The sequence below is a fragment of the Paraglaciecola algarum genome (assembly GCF_021532655.1).
Lineage (GTDB): Bacteria > Pseudomonadota > Gammaproteobacteria > Enterobacterales > Alteromonadaceae > Paraglaciecola > Paraglaciecola algarum.
This window is the reverse complement of sequence record NZ_JAKGAS010000009.1, coordinates 20273-39807: the sequence shown is the minus strand read 5'-3', so window position 1 is coordinate 39807 and position 19535 is coordinate 20273. Positions and strand designations below refer to the sequence as shown.

Here is a 19535-nt window from a genome sequence, read left to right as displayed (position 1 = left end):
TTTCTGTGTAAATATTCTCTACCTCCTTTTTCTTAATTCAATATTATCAGCCCTTAACGTTGGCTTGTTGTCATTTCGTCCACTTCTAATTTTAGCCAACATAACGTTTTGTTTGGCAACAGCTTGGCATTCTTTTGCCATGAATAAGTGTTATTAATTTAAAGGAAAGGCCTTGAATCTATTTATTAAACAATTATTACCCAAATTACTAAAAGGTTTATGCATATGCCTAGTGTTGCAAAGCTCTGCCGCGCTCTCTGAAGTTACGTCTGAAGGTCAAACATTATATGAATCTACGTGTGTCGCTTGCCATGGTAAAAAACTAGAAGGTGGTGCAGGTTTTAACTTAAGAGATGAAACTTGGGTACACGGAGATTCACCTAGCCAAATTAAAGCAAACATTAAAAAAGGTTTTTCTAACGCTGGCATGCCTGCTTTTGGCGCAATTTATAATGATGCACAAATATCAAACATTGTTGACTATATTTTGTCCAAACGGGAAGGGCTTTCCAACCTTAGCTATCAAATTTATCATATTGACAATAACGGGCTTAAATCCTTCGATATCATCAAAAATTTACAGGTTAAAAAAGCGGGTAAATTACCTAACAACTTGATGGATTTTCAATTGCCAGAAGTGAATAATTATATAATTGAATTTGAAGGTGATTTATACGCGCCAAAAGATCAAGCTTCCCACCTATTTGGTATGGCGCATCGGGAATTATTTAAAATTGAAATTGATGGAAAGGTTGTTAAGCCGACTTCAACAGAATGGATGAAACTGACCTGGCCGTTAAAAAGAGGCAAGCAACACTTTAAAATGAGTTATTCCACTGCTGGCGATGTGGATTATACCAATCGCGCTATGGGGTTCTTTGTCTCTAATAATGAACTCACCCAAAAACTTTTTGCCGTGAGTTTACCGGGTAAACAATTTCTAAATAAAGCCACAATTAACATTAAAGCCCAAAGCCAACCTTTGGTTGAACGTAAAAAAGTAGTCAACTTACCTACCTCATCTGTTTCAGTTGGATTCCCAGAAAAAATCAATTACGCATTTAATACAAAAAGCTGTTCAATTGTGGGCGTATGGACCGAGGATTTATTAAATGTTGGACCTAATGTGGAAGGGCGAGGTAAAGATGGTAGCTTAATTTTAGGTGACTGGGTATTCCATTCAGAGCAAGGTATTAGCCCTGTATATTCAGCGCCAGGATCATGCACATTTACAAAATACAATCGAGTCGGTAACCCTACTTTTACTTATCAAGTTAACGGTAGAGACTTTTCGGTACAAGTTGCAGCAATTAGCGCGCAGTCTCTGTTGTTAACTTACACATTGCTGTCTGGTGAGGATACGCCACTAAAGCTGGACTTACCTAAGTTAGAGAACGGGGTATTTACCAGTCAAGATGGACAAATCACAAACAACAAATTTAGCACTCAAGCAAAAGTAGCAAAAGCCTATCATATAACCTTAAACTTAACGGGGAGCGCGCAATGAAATTCACACAATCACTCATTAGTTGCAGTTTGCTTGTCGCCAGTTTGTTTGTTATCAGTTGGTTTAACCTAGCAATGGCAGTAGAAGACCAATCCACTTATTTACCTAAAGGCTATTCAATAGAAACCATTACAACTCCCGACAATGTGCGTTTTCACGCCACAGGCCTAGACATTAATAAGCACGGTGATGTGTATGTGGCGACCCGTTTTGGAGATGTGTGGAAATATAAGAACAATACTTGGACTAAATTTGCTGATGGTTTGCACGAACCTACAGGCTTAAGGTGTGAAGACAATGGCAGTATTATTGTTGCGCAAAAGCCCGAACTCACTCGTTTAGTTGATAATAACAATGACGGAACAGCAGACGACTATATACGTATTGCAGACGGCTGGAAATTCCATGACAACTATCATGAGTTCAACTTTGGCCCAGTAAAAGATAAGGCTGGCAATATGTACGGCACCTTAAATTTAGGTCATGGCGTACCCGATGCATTAGCTTTAGGTGCAATGGATAGCGGTGGAGGTTATCGCGGTTGGGCTTACAAAATATCGCCTGATGGCAAATTTATGCCTTTTGCTAATGGTTTACGTTCACCTGCGGGTTTAGGTGTAAGCCCTAATAACGAAGTGTTTTTTACTGATAACCAAGGTGACTGGGTAGAAACCTCTAAATTACATCTTTTAGAACAAGGCAAGTTTTACGGCCACCCTATTTCTTTACGAGACGATGCTAATTTTGGCTTAGACAAGGTACGAGACAATAAAGATAACTTCGCATTTTTTGATGAAATGCGTGAGAAACCGGTAGTTTGGATCCCGCATCAAGAAGTGGCGAGCTCACCCGGCAATCCTGAATGGGATGTCAGCAAAGGTAAATTTGGCCCCTTTCTTAACCAAATATTTATTGGTGATCAAACCCAGTCTAATATTTTTAGAGTCATGTTAGATAAAGTAAATGGCAAATACCAAGGCGCGGTTATCAACTTTATTGATGGGTTTCAAAGCGGCAATATACGTCTTAAATTCGACCCTAAAGGGCAACTTTGGGTTGGACAAACCGCCAGAGGGTGGGGGGCAAAAGGCAGTAAACCTTATGGCCTACAAAAAGTGCTTTGGAATGGTGAAATGCCATTTGAACTGTTAGATATGAAGCTAACAAAAAGCGGTTTTAAATTAACTTTTACTCAACCCTTAAGCGACAAAACCGTATTGGCTAAGCATTTTGATGTGCATGAATATAACTACCTTTATACAAGCACATACGGCTCTAATAAACATAATCAAAAAGCGTTAGCAGTAAAAAAAGTCATTTTATCAAAAGACAAAAAATCAGCTGAAATAGAATTAGATTTAACGGCAGATAAAATAGTCGTAGTTAACTTTTCTCAGTTACGTAATAACACTAATGACAAACCGTCTGTCACCACCGTTTATTACACTTTGAATCAGTTACTGTAGAGTATGTATAGATTATACAGACTGAGCTGCTAGGCTATTTATAAACCTTGAATGCTATAACCAAAATTATAATTATATTAAGATAATGAGACTCAACATGCATAATAAACTATGGTTAACTTTACTATTAACAAGCGCATTTATCAGCTCGTTTACGTTTGCACAGCCCTTGCCGGAGTTAGACTGGAAAGAGTTAGGAAAAACCAACCCTTGGGTGATAACCGAGGTCAATAAGGACGTAGTGGTGGTTGAGCCAGGTAAAAATGGTTCAGCTCCTTCAGATGCAGTTATATTGTTTGACGGCAAAGATTTATCTGCATGGAATACCACGCCTTTTGGTGAAGGGGTAAGGGTTGATCGCACGGCATCATTTCTAAATGAATATCAAGCTAAACCTGCTACCAAACCAGCGGCATGGACAGTAGAAAATGGCAATATTGTAGCGGGTGCTGGAAAAGGCGCGATTGCAACAACACAAGAGTTTGGTGATATGCAACTGCATATCGAATGGATGATACCTGTATTAGCCAATACTTCGGGCCAAGCCTATGGCAACAGTGGTGTGTTTCTCATGGGCTTATACGAGCTACAAGTGCTGAATTCTTTTGAAAACCCAACCTACTCAAACGGCCAAGCAGCTTCTATTTATAAACAACATTCCCCTTTGGTTAATGCCTCTAGAAAACCTGGAGAATGGCAAACTTATGAAGTATTTTTTACCGCCCCTAGATTTACCTCAAGTGGCACCTTGATTAGCCCAGCCAAAATGACAGTAGTGCATAATGGCGTGTTAGTGCAACACAATGCAATTTTAGAAGGCCCTACCGCTTTTATTGGCAAGTCTTATTACGTGCCTCATGCCGAAAAATTACCTATTGTGTTACAAGACCACAATAACCCAGTGAGATTTAGGAATATTTGGGTAAGAGAGCTTTAAAAGCTAATTCGAGGGACAGCTGGGTACCATTTACAGACATAATATTCTAGTCTAGGAAAGGCTTAAATCGACCTATAGCGTTCCTAAGAGCATTAGATCAATTAGACGTCTTTGAGCGAATAGGAGCCATAACCAATAAATACATTCAATGTCTGTTCCTCGTTAAAAAGCTGACGTCTTACTTTGATTCTGTAAAGACCACTTAGGTTGATTGTAGCTACGAATAAGTTCGCAAGAAATATTGATTTGAACACTTGTGCTACTAAAAGGACTTTAAAGATTTGAAAATCTTATGTTTTCAAATAAATTTAGTTGGTCAATATAGCGTTCAAATTAAATACGTAAATAAATAATACCTAAGTCCATTTCACTAACCGAAAATAGCATTTAGTAGGTTGCTTGTCGCATGAATTATCAGTTGACTATAATAGTAGTCAGCAAACCTTCTACAAGTTAATTTCTTACTCCAACCTTGGCAAAAATTACCAATTCCTATTGCACGTATCAAATCAAAATTTATATAATTGGAATGCAACCCGTTTGTAGAAATTTGTATTGAATAGTCATTTCAAAAACGCTTTACAAGACTAAGACGTTTACACTTAAGAAGGTGAGGAGAGGTATATAGATAAACAAGATGATTCGAATAACAATCCATTAAAATTTTGGGTTCCGATTGGAATATCGTCATTGTTGTCCTTATCGGCTCTTATAATCAGTATTTATGTGGCGTACCTTTCTAGTGCAAGCGAAAGGGACTCACAGGCCTTGGCAGGGATAGATGTTGACCCTAAACTTGAGTTGTCAACATACTTTTCTACATCCAATGATGAAGATAATGAATTTACAATTAGAAATGTAGGCACTAATAGCGTTGGCCAGATTGAAGTTTTTAGAGTGTTTTGTAATGTCGGCGATGTACATAGGCATGATGAACGCCGTGCAGGTTTTGTTCACCAAGCCAAAAGGTTACAAGAATTGTCTCCTTGGAGTAGTTTTACATTCACTGTTTCTGACGAATGGCTATCGCCTAAGATATTGCGCTCGAAGGCACAGGCAGTATCCATGCAAATAATACTTCGATATAGACGTTTTGCTGATAATCGTCTTTATGAAAAAAGAGCGTTCTACTTTGTTAATCCAGAAGGCGAGTGGGTAAATGAAATAGACCAGTCACTTAGTGGAAAGTATTACGATTCAATTAAGTCTGTCGCTATTAAGAATGTTTGTACCAAAGGTTATGTTGAAGGTCCGAAGTTGATAGATGATGGGAGTTACGAATTTAGTAATACTCCGGATAAGCTTCACTAAACAGTGATAACTAACTTCTAATTATGCACTCAATTAAAAACAAAAACTTGGCTTGCAAATTAGTTGGAGCCAAGGAACTTTCTCTTTTTTCATTATTTCAATGCCCGCTCTAGATTAGCTGCCAGTTAGCTAACATCAATCCAGTGTCTGGAAATGGCCCATTGCCGAGATTCCGGTTTGAGCGAAAAGAAGACATCAAGCTTTTGGTGAGTCTTACGACAACAGCTAGCCAAAAGCGGACATTGGAACCATTCAAGTTTTAAGGAATTTAGGCTTAAAGCGCTTCCGCTCTCATACCGGGATAAAACTAATCCTCACTCTTGCCGAACTTCTGACCTACATTAGTCCTCAAAATTAATAAAATTAATAAAATTAAGTATAAATTCAGCAAATCTTAAGTTTAATAGCTTAAGCTAAATAATATTTATTTGTCAGGTAATCCATACTTTGAAAGTTTTAATTATAGAAGACTCAACCTCGCTAAGAAGAAGTTTAAGAGTTGGCTTATCCAACCTTGGTTTCACTGTTGACGACACTGGTGATGGCTCTGAAGGCCTAAGTATGGCGCTAGCAGGTAATTATTCATTACTGGTACTCGACCTTATGCTTCCTACCCTTAGTGGTACTGCTATCTTAAAGGCAATTCGCCAAGCAAATAAAGACATTAGGGTATTAATACTATCTGCTAAAGATCTAACCGAAGATAAAGTGGACGGCCTACTTAATGGTGCTGATGATTATTTAACTAAGCCTTTTTCTTTTGATGAACTTCATGTTCGTTTGTTGTGCTTAATGCGAAGAGGCAGTTTAAATGTTAATGATAGTAGTATTAATATCGGTGCTATCTCATTAGACCTTCATTTAAAGCAGCTAAAGTGCGGAGGAGCAGACGCTAATTTAACACCGAATGAATATAAAGTTGTTGAGTGCCTTTTTTCTAACCAAGGTAAAGTTATCTCACCAGAAAAACTAAGCGAATATCTAGCGGGGCAATATGATGCGGTAGCAAAAAATTCAATCGAAGCACATTTATCATCAGCGAGAAAAAAAGTGAAAGCACTGGGGTTCGATTTGCCTATTAAAACTAAACGCGGGTTTGGTTATTTCGTAGAGAGCGATTTGTGAATTCTATTAAAAAAAAGCTCAGCCGCTATTTATCCATTTCCATATCAATACTCTTGGTTTCTATTCTGCTAGCAACAGATATTAGTGTTGACACGTGGATCAGTAGTGAATTTGACCGCGCAATGACTAACAAAGCCAGTTTGCTCGAAACACTAGTCGAAGAAGACGAAGAAGAAGTTGATTTTGATTTTGCGGGTGAATTTATGCCTGAATTTGAAGGTAAAAATAACCCTGAATATTATCAGCTATGGCACAAAAATAAGGTATTTGAAAAATCTGACACTTTAGAGCTTTTTGAAATCAATGAGCTACCCAGACTAACAGTTAACCTTGGGGAGTCTAAGTTTAAAAATATTACACTGCCTGATGGACGCAGTGGAAGAATGATCTTTACCAAATTCCTACCACAAATTGATTCTGATGTAAGAGAAGAGCTTGGCATAACCAGAGCGGAATTTGCAAAAACGCAACAACCTATGGAATTTGCCTATGCCCTTAGTACAGAAGAGTTAAACTATATTCTCTGGTACGTGGATATTATTTTTATTCTTGTTTCTCTACTTGCGGTATTTACAACCAGACAAATAGTGTCGGTGGTAGTTGATAAAAGCTTAAAGCCCATTGACAATTTTAATAGCCAACTAGGAATGATTAATCTTAATTCTGAACAATTACAAGTACCTACCGACCACCTTCCAGTTGAGCTATTACCTACAGCAAATGCAGTAAACCAGTTTATTATTGAAACGCACGAACTGTATAAACGCGAAAAACGGGTAACATCAGATATCGCGCATGAACTCAAAACCCCTATCGCGGAGTTACTTAGCTTAAGTGAAGTGGCCATTAAGTTTCCACACGAAAAACAAATCACCAGCCAGTTAGCCACTGATGTTCAACAAATTTCGACAAGACTAAAAAATATAGTTAATGGAATTTTACTACTTCAAAAAAGCAGTACAACAACGGAACTAGAAAAATCGGATATCAACCTAGTGCAGCTAATTGAAGATACGTTAAAAAGAGAAAACCAAAATAATAGTGAGATATCTTTTATAAAAAATCCAAATGGCCACAGGGTAAAAACAAACAGAGTTGCCCTTGATACCATATTATCAAACTTGATTAATAATGCCTTTTTCTATAGTCCAGACAACTCACCTTTAACCATTGAGATTTCCGAAGATAAAGACAATTCGATAGTTCGTATTTCCAATATCTGCGCTAATGGTTGCAGCGAAGAAGATCTTAACCGATTTTTCGAACCACTTTGGCAACAAGATTCATCAAGAACATCTACACAAAGGTATGGCCTTGGGCTGGCAATAGTTAAGTCTTATTGTGAAAAGTTAGGCGCTTCTATCTCTGTATCGCTAAGCTCCAATAAACAAATAACATTTACCCTAGTCATTTAATGAAAGCAGCATTTTACCTCGTTGTTTTTTTAACACTACCAATAAGTTTTACTAGTGTGGGATCTGAGCGCGATATTACCGTTGATGGTTTACTGAACGAAAAATTATGGCAAAAAACGACTAATCATGTCGAAGCTTTCCAAGTATCGCCTCAAACTTTTAGAAAATCATGTAATAACTTTTCTTATAAATTTATTACTTCTGAGCAAGGAATATACTTAGCTTTAACGGCACTGATAAAGAATAAACTGAGGATCAGAACTCAGGAAAATGACAAGCTTTTTACCAATGATCATTTTCAAGTAATGTTAGACATGGACAACTCAGCGCAGACTAGCTTTGTGTTTTCAATTAACCATCAAGGCAACTATTTTGACGGAATCTATAAACAAGACAAAGAATTAGATCTCGACTGGAGTGCCCAATGGCAATATGCCGTTAATGTTACTGATGAATTTTGGACAGCAGAAATATTTATTCCTTGGTCATCAATGTCATTTAGCATTCAAGAACAAAACCAATTTGGTTTAGCCATTAGCCGCTTAGATGAAGCCAGTAATTCGACTTATGCATCTATTCCCGCCAATTCGTCTATGAATAGTTTTTTACAACTTTTTTCCAAACACAATGTCGTTATAAAAAGTCATTCAAGCTTTGATATTTACCCTCACATTTCGCTTAATCGAGATATCATTAACAATGATGAATCAATGGATGTTGGTGCTGAAATATTTTGGAAACCCACAAAAAACCAACAAATAAGCGCCACGTTTAACCCAGATTTTGGACAAGTTGAAACAGATGAACTCGTCGTTAATTTTTCTACTATCGAAAGTTTTTTCACCGAGAAAAGACCTTTTTTTAATGAAAATCAGAACATCTTTGATGTATCAGGACCTGAAACGCTAAGAATAGTACATACGCCAAGAATTGGCGGGGATGCATATTATGATGACGATTATGTCAGCGATCTTGATGCCGCACTTAAATACACCTTTGATAACGATAATTTAGCGCTAGGATTAATGTCGGCATTTGAAAGTTCGTTAGACAAAAGCTCTACCGGGCGAGATTTTTGGTTAATGCGCGGCCAATATTATTTAGGTGAGAATAAATTAGGTATTTCATTAAATAATGTTTCAACGCCCAGCGTAGACCGTAACGCACAGATATTATCTACCGATTTTGTTTACACTCTTTCTGAAAGCACAGAGTTTAATATTGGAATTATCAATTCAAAGATTGAGCAACAAGCTGTATCAACCAAAGATATTGGTTGGTGGATTACAGGTAGCTCTGAGTTTTCAATAAATCATAGCCATGAATTTAGTTTGTTTACCTACGGAGAGGACTTACAGCTTAATGATATAGGCTACGTCAAACGAGTAAATAGAAAACAGTTTGAATATGAGTATCAATATCAAATTCCAGACTTAAACCTATGGTCAATTAGAGACATGGCCGTTTCCGTAGAGTCAGAAATAAAAACCAACTTTCAAGATGAAAAGTTACCACTTCTATTTGGGCTTGGTGTTGAATTTGTCACAGAAGATGAGTTCGAATATCAGTTTTCTATTGAACATGGCTCATCAGGTTATGATGACTTCTTAACTCGTGACAACAATTCATTATGGTTACCATCATTTTACATAGCCGAATTAGAAGTTAGCTCACCGGAATATCTTTGGGGAAAACTTGATTTCCAATTTGAATTAGGTACAGAAGGTTTTTCTGGCCGCTTTTACAATATGCAAAGCAGCGTTGAGCAACAGTTCAATGACAATCTATATGTTTCTTTCACTATGTCGCAATACAATAGTGATAGTTGGCTAGAGTGGGATGAAGAAAACGTCATTGATGAATTCGATTTTACAGAGCAAGGGTTTGAGATCAGCGCGAATTACCAAATAGCTGATAATCATGAACTTAGAATAAAGTTTGAATCTGTGATCGGTAAAGCAAAGCACCTTGCTAATTATCAAGTTAATTCTAATGGCAAGGCTATACAAACCAATGAATCAGATGATTTTTCTTTTGCAGAAAATGCGTTTCAACTGCGATACAAATACTCATTTAGTAAGCTCACAGCATTTTATTTGAGCTATGGTTTTGGTGGAGAATTCGAAGATGAGATTGCTAAGTTTGGTAAAAGAAATCTCTACAAAAAAGCGCTTGAGTCAAAAGAAGCACACAATATCTTCGCGAAGTTAAGGCTACATTTTTAATTTATTTGAATCACACTCGACTTTGCTATTTAAGTGATTATTTTAGCTCTATCGAGTCTAAAATCATTGTCGCGATTTCGTCACCATCTTTTTTCTGCAATACTTTAACAGGAATAAAATTATACTTTTGACTAAACCAGATCGTTGTTTCTCTAGTGCTATTTTTACGCACTCTTGTTACCTTTACGCACTCTAGCTCACCAACATTCGAGCTAATCACTTCTGCACCTTGATTAACGAAAAGGTAATTTTTAATTTTTGCGTCATCGTATACTTGTTAACTAGTGTCCAAGTTTTCACTGCTCAGATTTAACCTTAATATTTCAAAAACTGAAAGTGGATCATACTTATTAGCTTGCAAGCTTTTTTGCCAGCTATTTCCTTTGCTATCGCCAACAACAATATTATTTTTATGATCAAAAAGTATTGTTTGCCGTTTGGCTTTTTTAAAACTTCTATCGTCTATGCTTTTATAACTTATCTGATGAAAGTCATTATCATTCAAAGAAAATTGACTCGTCTGTTTAGTGAAAATACTGTAGAAAAATGCCGATGCGTTGGAAGTTAACTATAAGACATACACTCCATCATTGTGTATTAAGGTACGAGTAGCTTCACCATAGTCTTTCCCCTTTCGAAGTATTTTATAGTTCGCAGTGTACTGTGCTAATTGAGCACCTCCAGTTATTGCATTTGAATTTTCTTTAGCTACTACAGATTGGCATAAAGTGAATATTATCAAGAAGGAAAATACACGTTTTACTGTCAAATTCACTCCTTCAATCATTACATTTTTTCCTATAGCACTACTTAACGTCACGACCTACATCACTTGTATCCGCAACATATGTGCTTGGTCAAATTAAAAATGCATCTACTGCCAAATTTCAGTTTTCACTAAGCGATTCTTAAGTTTCAGTTCATAAAATCAGCTCATCAAACTAGAGGTGATTTATGTTAATTAAGCCTGCACTTTACAAAATAGACGTTCAATTCAATAAATCACTTTATTGGAAGTCTTTCGCTCTTTTTTTATTATTTTTGGTATTAGTTTCAAGCATTGCGATGAACAAAGACCAATACATAGCTAGCCAACTGAAGGTATTTATATTTGGTAATCAAGCATTCCAGTTTTTGCCCCAATACTTTTGGCATAACGTTACCTATTTAGGCGATGCGTTAATTCTCGTGCCATTGCTTTCATTCATTTGTTTATTTAGCGTTAAAGCATGGGCTGCAATGTTTGGCTCAGTACCGCTTGCATTCTTTCTTAGCCATGCTGGAAAAGCATTTTTTGCTATTCCCCGACCAGCAGCAATATTAGAGCATGACCAGTTTACTATTATTGGCCGCACTTTAGCGGCACACTCAAGCTTTCCTTCCGGGCATACTATTACAATTTTCACTGCTATGTCGGCACTAATTTTTGTGTATATGAAGCAGAATAAACATCAATCGAATTTAAGAAACGCTGTAACAGCAATGCTACTGTTTATTGCTGCAATCACTGCTATTTCAAGAGTTGCCGTTGGTGCTCATTGGCCTGCCGATTTGCTCCTAGGCGCTCTTTTAGGTGGTATTGCAGGGTTGAGTGGTGAGTATTTAAGTCGCCATTACTCAAAATGGTGGAACTGGACAGTGACTAAGCCTATTTATCTTGGATACTTTATTCTTGGTTTTTGTGCGCTATTGCTTTATCTGATGGCTAGTGGTGAAACCCCTGCTTTATTCATAGTATGGGTAGCGATAATTGTTAGCGGCACGGTCGGCACCTACGTTTCACTTAAAACGCTATTATTAAAATGATATTAAAATTCAAGTCATTATTCTCAATGATGAAAGCCAGTAATTATGTGCTAATAACCAGCATAATAAATACAATTTTTTTCAATCTCGTTTTATTTTCTTTTGTTGTGGAAAACACAGATGTATTTAGCGCCAGTGGCGTTGTCATATTGTTATCTGTGTTTCTTATCGCCTTTACTTTTACATTCGCTTCTATTGTTACGTTAATTTCACCTACCTTACTTAAACTATTTCTTAGTGTGACCACGATAATTAATGCTGTAGCAATTTACTATATGGCAAATTACCAAGTCGTTTTAGACAGAACCATGATGGGTAATATATTCAACACTGAGTACTCTGAATCATCTGAACTTATTACCTTTAACCTTTTATTACTTATCGGATTTATCGGTTTAATTCCGGCTTATTTTTATATAAAACTCAAAATAAGCCGAGTAGATAGAGTGAAGGTCGCCATAAATGGAGTTATTGGATTAACAATTTCAATCGTAATCCTCTATATAAACGCCTCAAGCTGGTTATGGATAGACAAATACGCAAGCTTGCTTGGGGGGAAAATATTGCCTTGGTCGTACATCATTAACACCAATCGCTATTACGCTTCGCTGAATAACTCAACTGACGGACAAATGCGCTTACCTGATGGTCAATTTAGTCATACTAAAAAGATGGTATTTGTATTAGTGATAGGAGAAACAGCTCGTTCAAACAACTTTTCATTGTATGGTTACCACAGAGAAACAAACCCTAAATTGCAACAAACGCCTAATTTGCTTGCGTTTAAAAACACCAAGTCATGCACTACGTACACAACAGGCTCCTTAGCTTGCATGTTGTCGCACACTGAAAACGTCACTAATTTTGAAGCATTACCAACCTATTTAGCTAGGCAGGGGGCTGATGTTGTATGGAGAACAAACAATTGGGGAGAGCCAGCAATTGATGTGAGCAGCTATGTTAAAGGTAGTGATTTACGTTCAAGTTGTCAGGGTGAAGGATGTAAATTGGATGAAGTTCTATTAACAAACTTAATTGAAACCATTGAGTCATCGACAAAACAAAAAATATTGATTATTTTGCATACTAAAGGGAGCCACGGCCCTAGTTACTACTCTAGATATACAGCAGGTTTCAATCAATTTAAGCCCGTTTGTCGAGAAGAGGAAATCAGTAAATGCACTTCACAAGAACTCATTAATGCCTATGATAATACGATTTTATATACCGATCATTTCTTAGCAACATTGATCGCCAAACTTAAGAGTTTGCAGAGCATTCCATCGGCCATGATGTATATTTCAGATCACGGTGAATCATTAGGAGAGCAAGGACTGTATTTGCACGGAACACCTTATTCATTTGCCCCTGACTATCAAAAAAACATCCCTTTTTTGTTTTGGGCTTCAGATTCGATGCAATCCCATAAAAAATTAAACCTAGAGCTTTTACAACAAGCCGAGCGTCATACACATTTCAATGTATTTCATACTGTGTTAGGCGCATTTGATTTTCAATCACCCATTTATAGAAAAGACCTAGATGTATTGAGTACAATTATTTCGCCTATCCAGAGCGAATAATCAGTGTAATTTAGACCAAATATCAGTTTGGACTAAGCCAATCTTAAGGTTAGCTTTTTAACATAAAGTCACGTTGAACGAGGTGACTTTATGTATAAAATTATTACTCCCACTGTAATAGTCAGCATATTACTAAATATTAGCTTTACATCTAAAGCTGAAGATCAAAAGCAAGTCTGTAACCAAACAGAAAATATTGAACTGACCACTAACGATATTTTTGATTTAGATGATCCTGACACTATTTTTCTGCATCGTTGGGGGAATTTTCTTCATATAAAAACAAAAAATAAAACGTTAATAAATGAAGCTGCCTTTTTCATAAAAAAATGTGACATTGATGAACAAGACCTTCAAGAGTTAGAGCGACACCTTAGAAACAAAAAATATTTTAAAGATGCACGAGTTACCGCAAATAAAAATTCCCCCAAGATAAACGTTGAAACGTGGGATAATTGGTCATTAATGCCTACTGTCGATTTTAGTAGAAAAGGAGGGAGAAATAATTACGCGCTAGGTATCAAAGATAAAAACTTCCTTGGCTTAGGTATTGACGCAGAAGTCGAATCATTCACTAATGAACAACGAAGTGGATATAAGTTTAAGTCACATTTTCCTTTATTTTTAAACAACAACATCAATGCAAGTATTCGCTTCACAAGCAACGATGATGGCACATCAGAAGCAATATCAATTGACAAAGACTTTGTAAGCTTCGACACAAATAATGCCTTTAACATTGGTTTCAATAATTTTAATCAGATTGATACTCAATACAAAAATGGTCAGGAATTTAATCGATACAACCATAAACAAAAGCTTTCTTCAGCAAGCTGGCAGTGGCTACATAAAGATACGGCTGCCAATACACTAAGATTTGGTATTGGCTATACCAGTGAAGAACATCAATTTTCAAATCATGATATTACGGATTTAACTGCGCCTGAATATTTGCCTGAAAATAGAGAGTTTAACTACCCATTTCTGAACGTTGAATTTCTGCAAAAAGATTATAGAAAACTCACCAACGTTAATCTAATTAATCATATTGAAGATTTTAACTTAGGTTGGCACGTAACAGGCCGTTTAGGCTCAGATATTGGTGATTCAGCTACGTCACCATTGCTCATTTGGCAGTCGAGTATTTCCAAAGGTATTGATGTTTATGAAAACGCCTTTTGGTTTTTCACTGCTTCATTCGAAGGTGAAACGTACAACTCGCCAGACAAAGAATCAAGAACACTTCTGAATATCAGCAACGAATACTTTCACAAATTCAATAACAATTGGGGCGGCTATTTTAAGAATGTAAGTCAAATTAGTCAGAACCAATTTAAAGACTCTCCCATCGTATTAGGCGGTGAAACTGGGCTACGAGGTTTTCCGCTTCAATATCGACATGGCGATCACAGTACGCTTTTCTCCCTAGAAGCACGGTACTACCCGCACATCAATATTTACAAACTTTTAGAAGTAGGTGGTGCTGCGTTTATTGATGTGGGAAAGGTTTTTAACCAGAACGAAGTAACCTCAGAAAAAAACTCATGGATGAAATCAATAGGGCTTGGTGCTCGATTTTATTCAACCCAAACAAGTGAAGCGCGAGTCATCCATGTAGACATTATTAAACCTATAAGCTCCGATGCCAATGTCAATGGCATTGAATTTCGCATAACAACTAAACATTCTTTTTAAGGCCACAAAAGTGATCCGCGTTATTCCCTTTTTCAAAAATATTATGCTCACAACAAATCAATTAGTAATCTATACCTGCCTATATATTACCTTCATTTTGAATATCCCTTTTTTAACCAAAACGGTAGCTGTCATTACTGCTTTAGATCAATACAACCTATTGTTTTTAATTTCTGTTCCATTTTTATTATTGTCGTTATCAATCATCGTACAAAGTTTTTTTGCATTTAGATGGATAACTAAGCCGCTTTTAATCTTAATAGTCTTGTCATCATCATTACTATTTTACGCGACTCTTAATTACGGAATTGTTTTTGATTACGGCATGATTCAAAACACTGTTGAAACCGATTCTGCTGAAGCGTTTTCGTATTTCAATTTTTCAGCTATCTTCTCCTTTTTATTTTTTGGTGTTTTACCGTCGATATTCATCGCAAAAGTGCAATTAACCTATAGCTCCTTTTTCGGTGAATTGTTTGCTCGTTTAAAATTAATCAGTGGCAGTGTCGGGGTATTATTGCTAATAGCGATAGTATTCTATTCTAGCTACGCATCTGTCGGCAGAAATAACCGAGATCTTGCTAGTTATTTAACACCCTACGCATTAATTGATTCAACGGCTAAATACATTAGGAAAAACTACTTATATCCACCGTTAAAATTTAGCGTATTAGACACCAAACCTGAAATTGTTAAACCTGCACAAAACAAACACGTAACAGTGATGGTATTAGGCGAGACAGCTCGCGCTCAAAATTTCTCACTTAATGGGTATGACAAACCTACGAATCAGTATACTGATAAATTGGATGTTATTTCATTTGCTAACGTTAGTTCTTGTGGAACAGCAACAGCCGTTTCAGTTCCTTGTATGTTTTCAAGGCTAAATAAAGAAAACTATGACAAACGAATCGCTGCTTCCCAACAAAACGCTATCGATATAATTCACTTAGCAGGTGCTGACGTTTTATGGGTTAGTAATAATAATGGTAGCTGCAAAGGTGTCTGCAACCGAGTAAAAACACTAAAAATTGCAACTGATAAGAATAATCCAATGTGCGATGGAGAATACTGTTTTGATGAAGCACTACTGACTCCACTAAGACAGAAACTTACTGCTTTAACACATGAAAACACATTAATTGTACTTCATATGATTGGCTCTCATGGCCCAACATATTACAGACGATACCCGGATAAAAACCGTATTTTCACTCCCGATTGCCAACGTAGCGACATTCAAAATTGTACCCAAGATGAATTAGTAAATACCTACGATAATACAATAGCTTATACCGATTTTGTGTTATCTAGAGTGATTGATGAATTGAGTTCCTTAAGTGAACTAAATGATGTTGAAACCTCTATGCTCTATATTTCAGATCATGGCGAGTCATTGGGTGAAAGTGGCGTTTTTCTACATGGCTTACCCTATGCTTTTGCTCCAAAAGAACAAACTCATGTGCCTTTTGTATATTGGGCCGATTCATTACACCAGAAAGGTAGAGCCGACTGTGTAAAAAATGTAAGTGAACTTAATATTTCCCACGACAATATATTTGATATTTTACTCAATGAAATGTCAGTTAAGTCAAACACCTACGAAGTAAAAAACAACCCATTAAACCAATGTAAGCTATCGAGCATTATCGCTCAATCAGCAAACCAACTTACCACTATTGGAGCCAAATAATTAATGTTTGATAATAAAAATAAACCCAAAGGTTTAAAGAGAGTTTACTTAGCAACCTTAAACTCATTGAGAGCCTTTAACTGGTTAATGAAAAATGAAGCTGCTTTTAGACAAGAGCTTTTACTTTTAATCGTTGTTATCCCTATTACCTTTTTTTTAGAGATAACTATTAAAGAGCAACTCATTTTAATCATCGCGACTTTGTTCATCCTTTTTACAGAAGTACTCAATACTGCAATTGAATCTATTGTAGACAGAGTGGGATTGGAGATTCACCCATTATCAGGCCTAGCTAAAGATTTAGGCTCTGCGGCAGTTTTTATAAGTCTAGTTATCGCAGTATGTACGTGGGCAGCTATTTTAATTTAAATAGGTATATTTCAGTTTAACCTAAGCAAATCTTAAGTTTCATAAAATAGAGTAAACATCGTTTTTTTAAGAGAATTTTTAAACGATGTTTGCTTCTGTATATAGTGTTTTAAGACCATTTATTATTTTTTCTGCTGCATTGATTATATTTCTAACTGCAACAAGGTTAGGTTTAGCTATGTGGCAAGTTCAACGATTTGATACAGCTTCTAGTCTTATTCAGCTCTTCGTAAATGGTTTTCGTATTGATCTAAGCTCCATCGGCTACCTCTGTGCATTACCAGCTTTACTTCACCCTTGGCTAATTGCCACTAAATTCAAATCTATTTGGTTTAATTGTTTAAAAATATGGTTTTTCATTGCCGCTATTGCAGTATTATTTTTTGAGTTAGCAACACCTGCTTTCATAATGGAATACGGGTTTAGACCTAATCGACTATTTATCGAGTACTTAGCTTATCCAGACGAAGTAACAAAAATGCTAGTTAATGGTCATTTACTGACGTTAATCGTAGTTTTTAGTACCTTAATTGTTGCTAGTAAATTTATATGGAAGTACTTAGGAGAATTCCTTCCAGCAGGTACAGGCACAAATACTAATTTAAAAATCTCTGTCGTTTCGTTCTTCACGCTTTTTATTGTTTTGTTATTGTGTGCAAGAGGTACTGTAGGTCATCGCCCAATCAACCCGGCCTTGGTGTACTTTTCAACCGATCCATTAATAAACTCACTGACATTAAACTCAACTTATAGCCTTGCTTATGCGCTTAATCAGTTTGGTGATGAAAAAAATGCTGCCAAGCTATACGGTAAAATGAGTGATGAACGTATTATTGAGCTTGTACGGCAAGAAACAAAACTACCGCAAAGTAGCTTTGCAAATAGTCAGTATCCAACGCTAGCTAAGCGTTCACCTTCTTATCAAGGCAAACCCAAAAACCTTGTGATCATTTTAGAAGAAAGCTTAGGCGCACAATATGTTTCATCATTAGGCGGTATTCCAATAACACCTGAAATAGATAAATTAAGTGCACAAGGATGGGCTTTTAATCGATTATATGCCACTGGCACACGCTCAGTGCGAGGTATCGAAGCTGTCATCACGGGTTTTACGCCCACCCCATCAAGGGCAGTAGTCAAACTAGATAAATCACAAAAAGACTTCTTCACCATTGCATCATTATTGAAACGCAATGGCTATCAAACCCAATTCATTTACGGTGGCGAAAGTCATTTTGACAATATGAAAAGCTTTTTTCTGGGGAATGGGTTTACTGATATCGTTGATTTTAATGATATTGAAAATCCACAATTTGTCGCATCTTGGGGGGCAAGTGATGAAGATTTATTTAATCAGGCTGATATAGAGTTAGCTAAATTACATAAGAGCAATAAACCTTTTTTTAGTTTTGTATTTACCTCTAGTAATCACGACCCTTTTGAAATCCCAGAGGGTGTCATAAGCCCTATTAAGTATACCGAAGAACAATTACAGCGCTACGGTGATAAAGAATTGCTACGCCATAAAGCAATTCAATATGCTGATTATGCTCTTGGAAAATTTATAGAAAAAGCGAAAACTCAACCATATTGGCAAGATACCGTATTCCTTATAGTCGCTGATCACGATGCTAGAGCAACAGGCAGTGACTTAGTGCCAATCAATAATTTTCATATACCCGGTGTAATTTTAAATTCAGGAAACGGCCCTAAGTCAGATGAGCGAATTGTAAGCCAGATTGATTTAGCACCAACATTATTATCGTTAATGGGCGTAGAAAACCATTCACCTATGTTAGGGCAAGATCTTACAAATCCGAACTCATCAGGCAGAGCAATGATGCAATACGCAGAGAACTTTGCATATATGGTCGATGACGAAGTAACCATATTACAGCCTAGTAAACCTGCTTTAAATTTTGAGTATGATGTTAATAAAAATAGATTAACCCCAAAAGCAGAAAATGTTTATTTATCTGAAGTAGCTTTAGCTCATGTTCTTTGGGGCAGTCTAGCGTATAAAAACGGGTGGTATTCTGCTTTGTATAACTAAAAATACAACCTATTCTTTTTGTAAATTTTAATCATTAAGTCTTATATTAATCAATCACAGTACTTTAGATCTCTCTTTGTTCACATTCAGACTGAATGTCTGTACTGAGCTTTATGATAGTTTTAGAATACTCATACTTTGTAATAAGTGCTCATAAATCCTATGGCGCAATGTGCCCGAAGCGCCATAGAACATTTTCAATGTTTAACAAACAATAACCATCTGAACTAAATGTCCGCTATCGTATGAAAGTGACCTAAAAATGCCTTCAAACTTCCTCTTTGCTAATGACGGCTTTAGGCCGTTTTAAGACATTTTAGACGAGAATTTTTGGTAGGTTTTATTCGCGC

The 19535-nt window shown here is 36.5% G+C and carries 14 protein-coding genes and 1 pseudogene; 13 read left to right on the top strand and 2 right to left on the bottom strand.

Features of this window, described 5'->3' with window-relative positions; genetic code table 11:
• Positions 1 to 172: 172 nt before the first annotated feature.
• The 7 genes from L0668_RS15770 (at position 173) to L0668_RS15740 (ending at position 9986) form a co-directional block, all read left to right on the top strand.
• Positions 173 to 1507 carry a c-type cytochrome gene (locus tag L0668_RS15770; protein ID WP_235313683.1) on the top strand — a complete coding sequence of 445 codons (1335 nt, stop codon included), beginning with the start codon at positions 173 to 175 and terminating at the stop codon, positions 1505 to 1507.
• On the top strand, positions 1504 to 2973 hold the full coding sequence (locus L0668_RS15765) for a DUF7133 domain-containing protein (RefSeq protein ID WP_235313682.1): 1470 nt from the start codon (positions 1504 to 1506) through the stop codon (positions 2971 to 2973). Before L0668_RS15770 ends, L0668_RS15765 begins: the two co-directional genes overlap by 4 nt.
• A gap of 97 nt (positions 2974 to 3070) precedes the next feature.
• On the top strand, positions 3071 to 3910 hold the full coding sequence (locus L0668_RS15760) for a 3-keto-disaccharide hydrolase (RefSeq protein ID WP_235313681.1): 840 nt from the start codon (positions 3071 to 3073) through the stop codon (positions 3908 to 3910).
• Positions 3911 to 4678: 768 nt separating this feature from the next.
• Positions 4679 to 5221: a hypothetical protein gene (locus L0668_RS15755; protein ID WP_235313680.1), complete on the top strand. Its 543-nt coding sequence runs from the start codon at positions 4679 to 4681 to the stop codon at positions 5219 to 5221.
• 447 nt (positions 5222 to 5668) lie between these two features.
• On the top strand, positions 5669 to 6346 hold the full coding sequence (locus tag L0668_RS15750) for a response regulator transcription factor (RefSeq protein ID WP_235313679.1): 678 nt from the start codon (positions 5669 to 5671) through the stop codon (positions 6344 to 6346).
• Positions 6343 to 7761, top strand: a complete 1419-nt coding sequence (locus tag L0668_RS15745) for a sensor histidine kinase (protein ID WP_235313678.1) — start codon at positions 6343 to 6345, stop codon at positions 7759 to 7761. The genes L0668_RS15750 and L0668_RS15745 overlap by 4 nt, the downstream gene beginning before the upstream one ends.
• Positions 7762 to 7817: 56 nt before the next feature.
• Positions 7818 to 9986 (top strand): DUF5916 domain-containing protein, encoded by a 2169-nt coding sequence (locus L0668_RS15740; RefSeq protein ID WP_235313677.1) that lies wholly within the window; start codon positions 7818 to 7820, stop codon positions 9984 to 9986.
• A gap of 37 nt (positions 9987 to 10023) precedes the next feature.
• Here the strand turns inward: L0668_RS15740 and L0668_RS15735 are convergent.
• Positions 10024 to 10248, bottom strand: a pseudogene (locus L0668_RS15735) (DUF3108 domain-containing protein); the annotation flags it as partial.
• A 15-nt stretch (positions 10249 to 10263) separates the two neighbouring features.
• Complete coding sequence (locus L0668_RS15730) at positions 10264 to 10491, bottom strand: DUF3108 domain-containing protein (RefSeq protein WP_235313675.1); 228 nt, start codon at positions 10489 to 10491, stop codon at positions 10264 to 10266.
• A gap of 449 nt (positions 10492 to 10940) precedes the next feature.
• On the opposite strand from L0668_RS15730, the gene L0668_RS15725 reads away from it, so the two are divergent.
• The 6 genes from L0668_RS15725 to L0668_RS15700 all read left to right on the top strand — a co-directional run bounded on the left by L0668_RS15725 (position 10941) and on the right by L0668_RS15700 (position 19185).
• A complete protein-coding gene (locus tag L0668_RS15725; RefSeq protein WP_235313674.1) occupies positions 10941 to 11792 on the top strand; it encodes a phosphatase PAP2 family protein in 852 nt (283 codons plus the stop codon).
• Positions 11789 to 13375 carry a phosphoethanolamine--lipid A transferase EptA gene (eptA, locus tag L0668_RS15720; protein ID WP_235313673.1) on the top strand — a complete coding sequence of 529 codons (1587 nt, stop codon included), beginning with the start codon at positions 11789 to 11791 and terminating at the stop codon, positions 13373 to 13375. The genes L0668_RS15725 and eptA overlap by 4 nt, the downstream gene beginning before the upstream one ends.
• Positions 13376 to 13465: 90 nt before the next feature.
• Positions 13466 to 15070, top strand: coding sequence for a BamA/TamA family outer membrane protein (locus L0668_RS15715; protein WP_235313672.1), 1605 nt, complete (start codon positions 13466 to 13468; stop codon positions 15068 to 15070).
• 10 nt (positions 15071 to 15080) lie between these two features.
• Positions 15081 to 16763, top strand: coding sequence for a phosphoethanolamine transferase (locus L0668_RS15710; RefSeq protein ID WP_235313671.1), 1683 nt, complete (start codon positions 15081 to 15083; stop codon positions 16761 to 16763).
• Between the two features lie 3 nt (positions 16764 to 16766).
• Positions 16767 to 17132, top strand: coding sequence for a diacylglycerol kinase (locus tag L0668_RS15705; protein ID WP_235313670.1), 366 nt, complete (start codon positions 16767 to 16769; stop codon positions 17130 to 17132).
• 85 nt (positions 17133 to 17217) lie between these two features.
• The gene (locus L0668_RS15700; protein WP_235313669.1) at positions 17218 to 19185 is read left to right on the top strand and encodes an LTA synthase family protein; all 1968 of its coding nucleotides are present in this window, start codon (positions 17218 to 17220) and stop codon (positions 19183 to 19185) included.
• Positions 19186 to 19535: the final 350 nt, after the last annotated feature.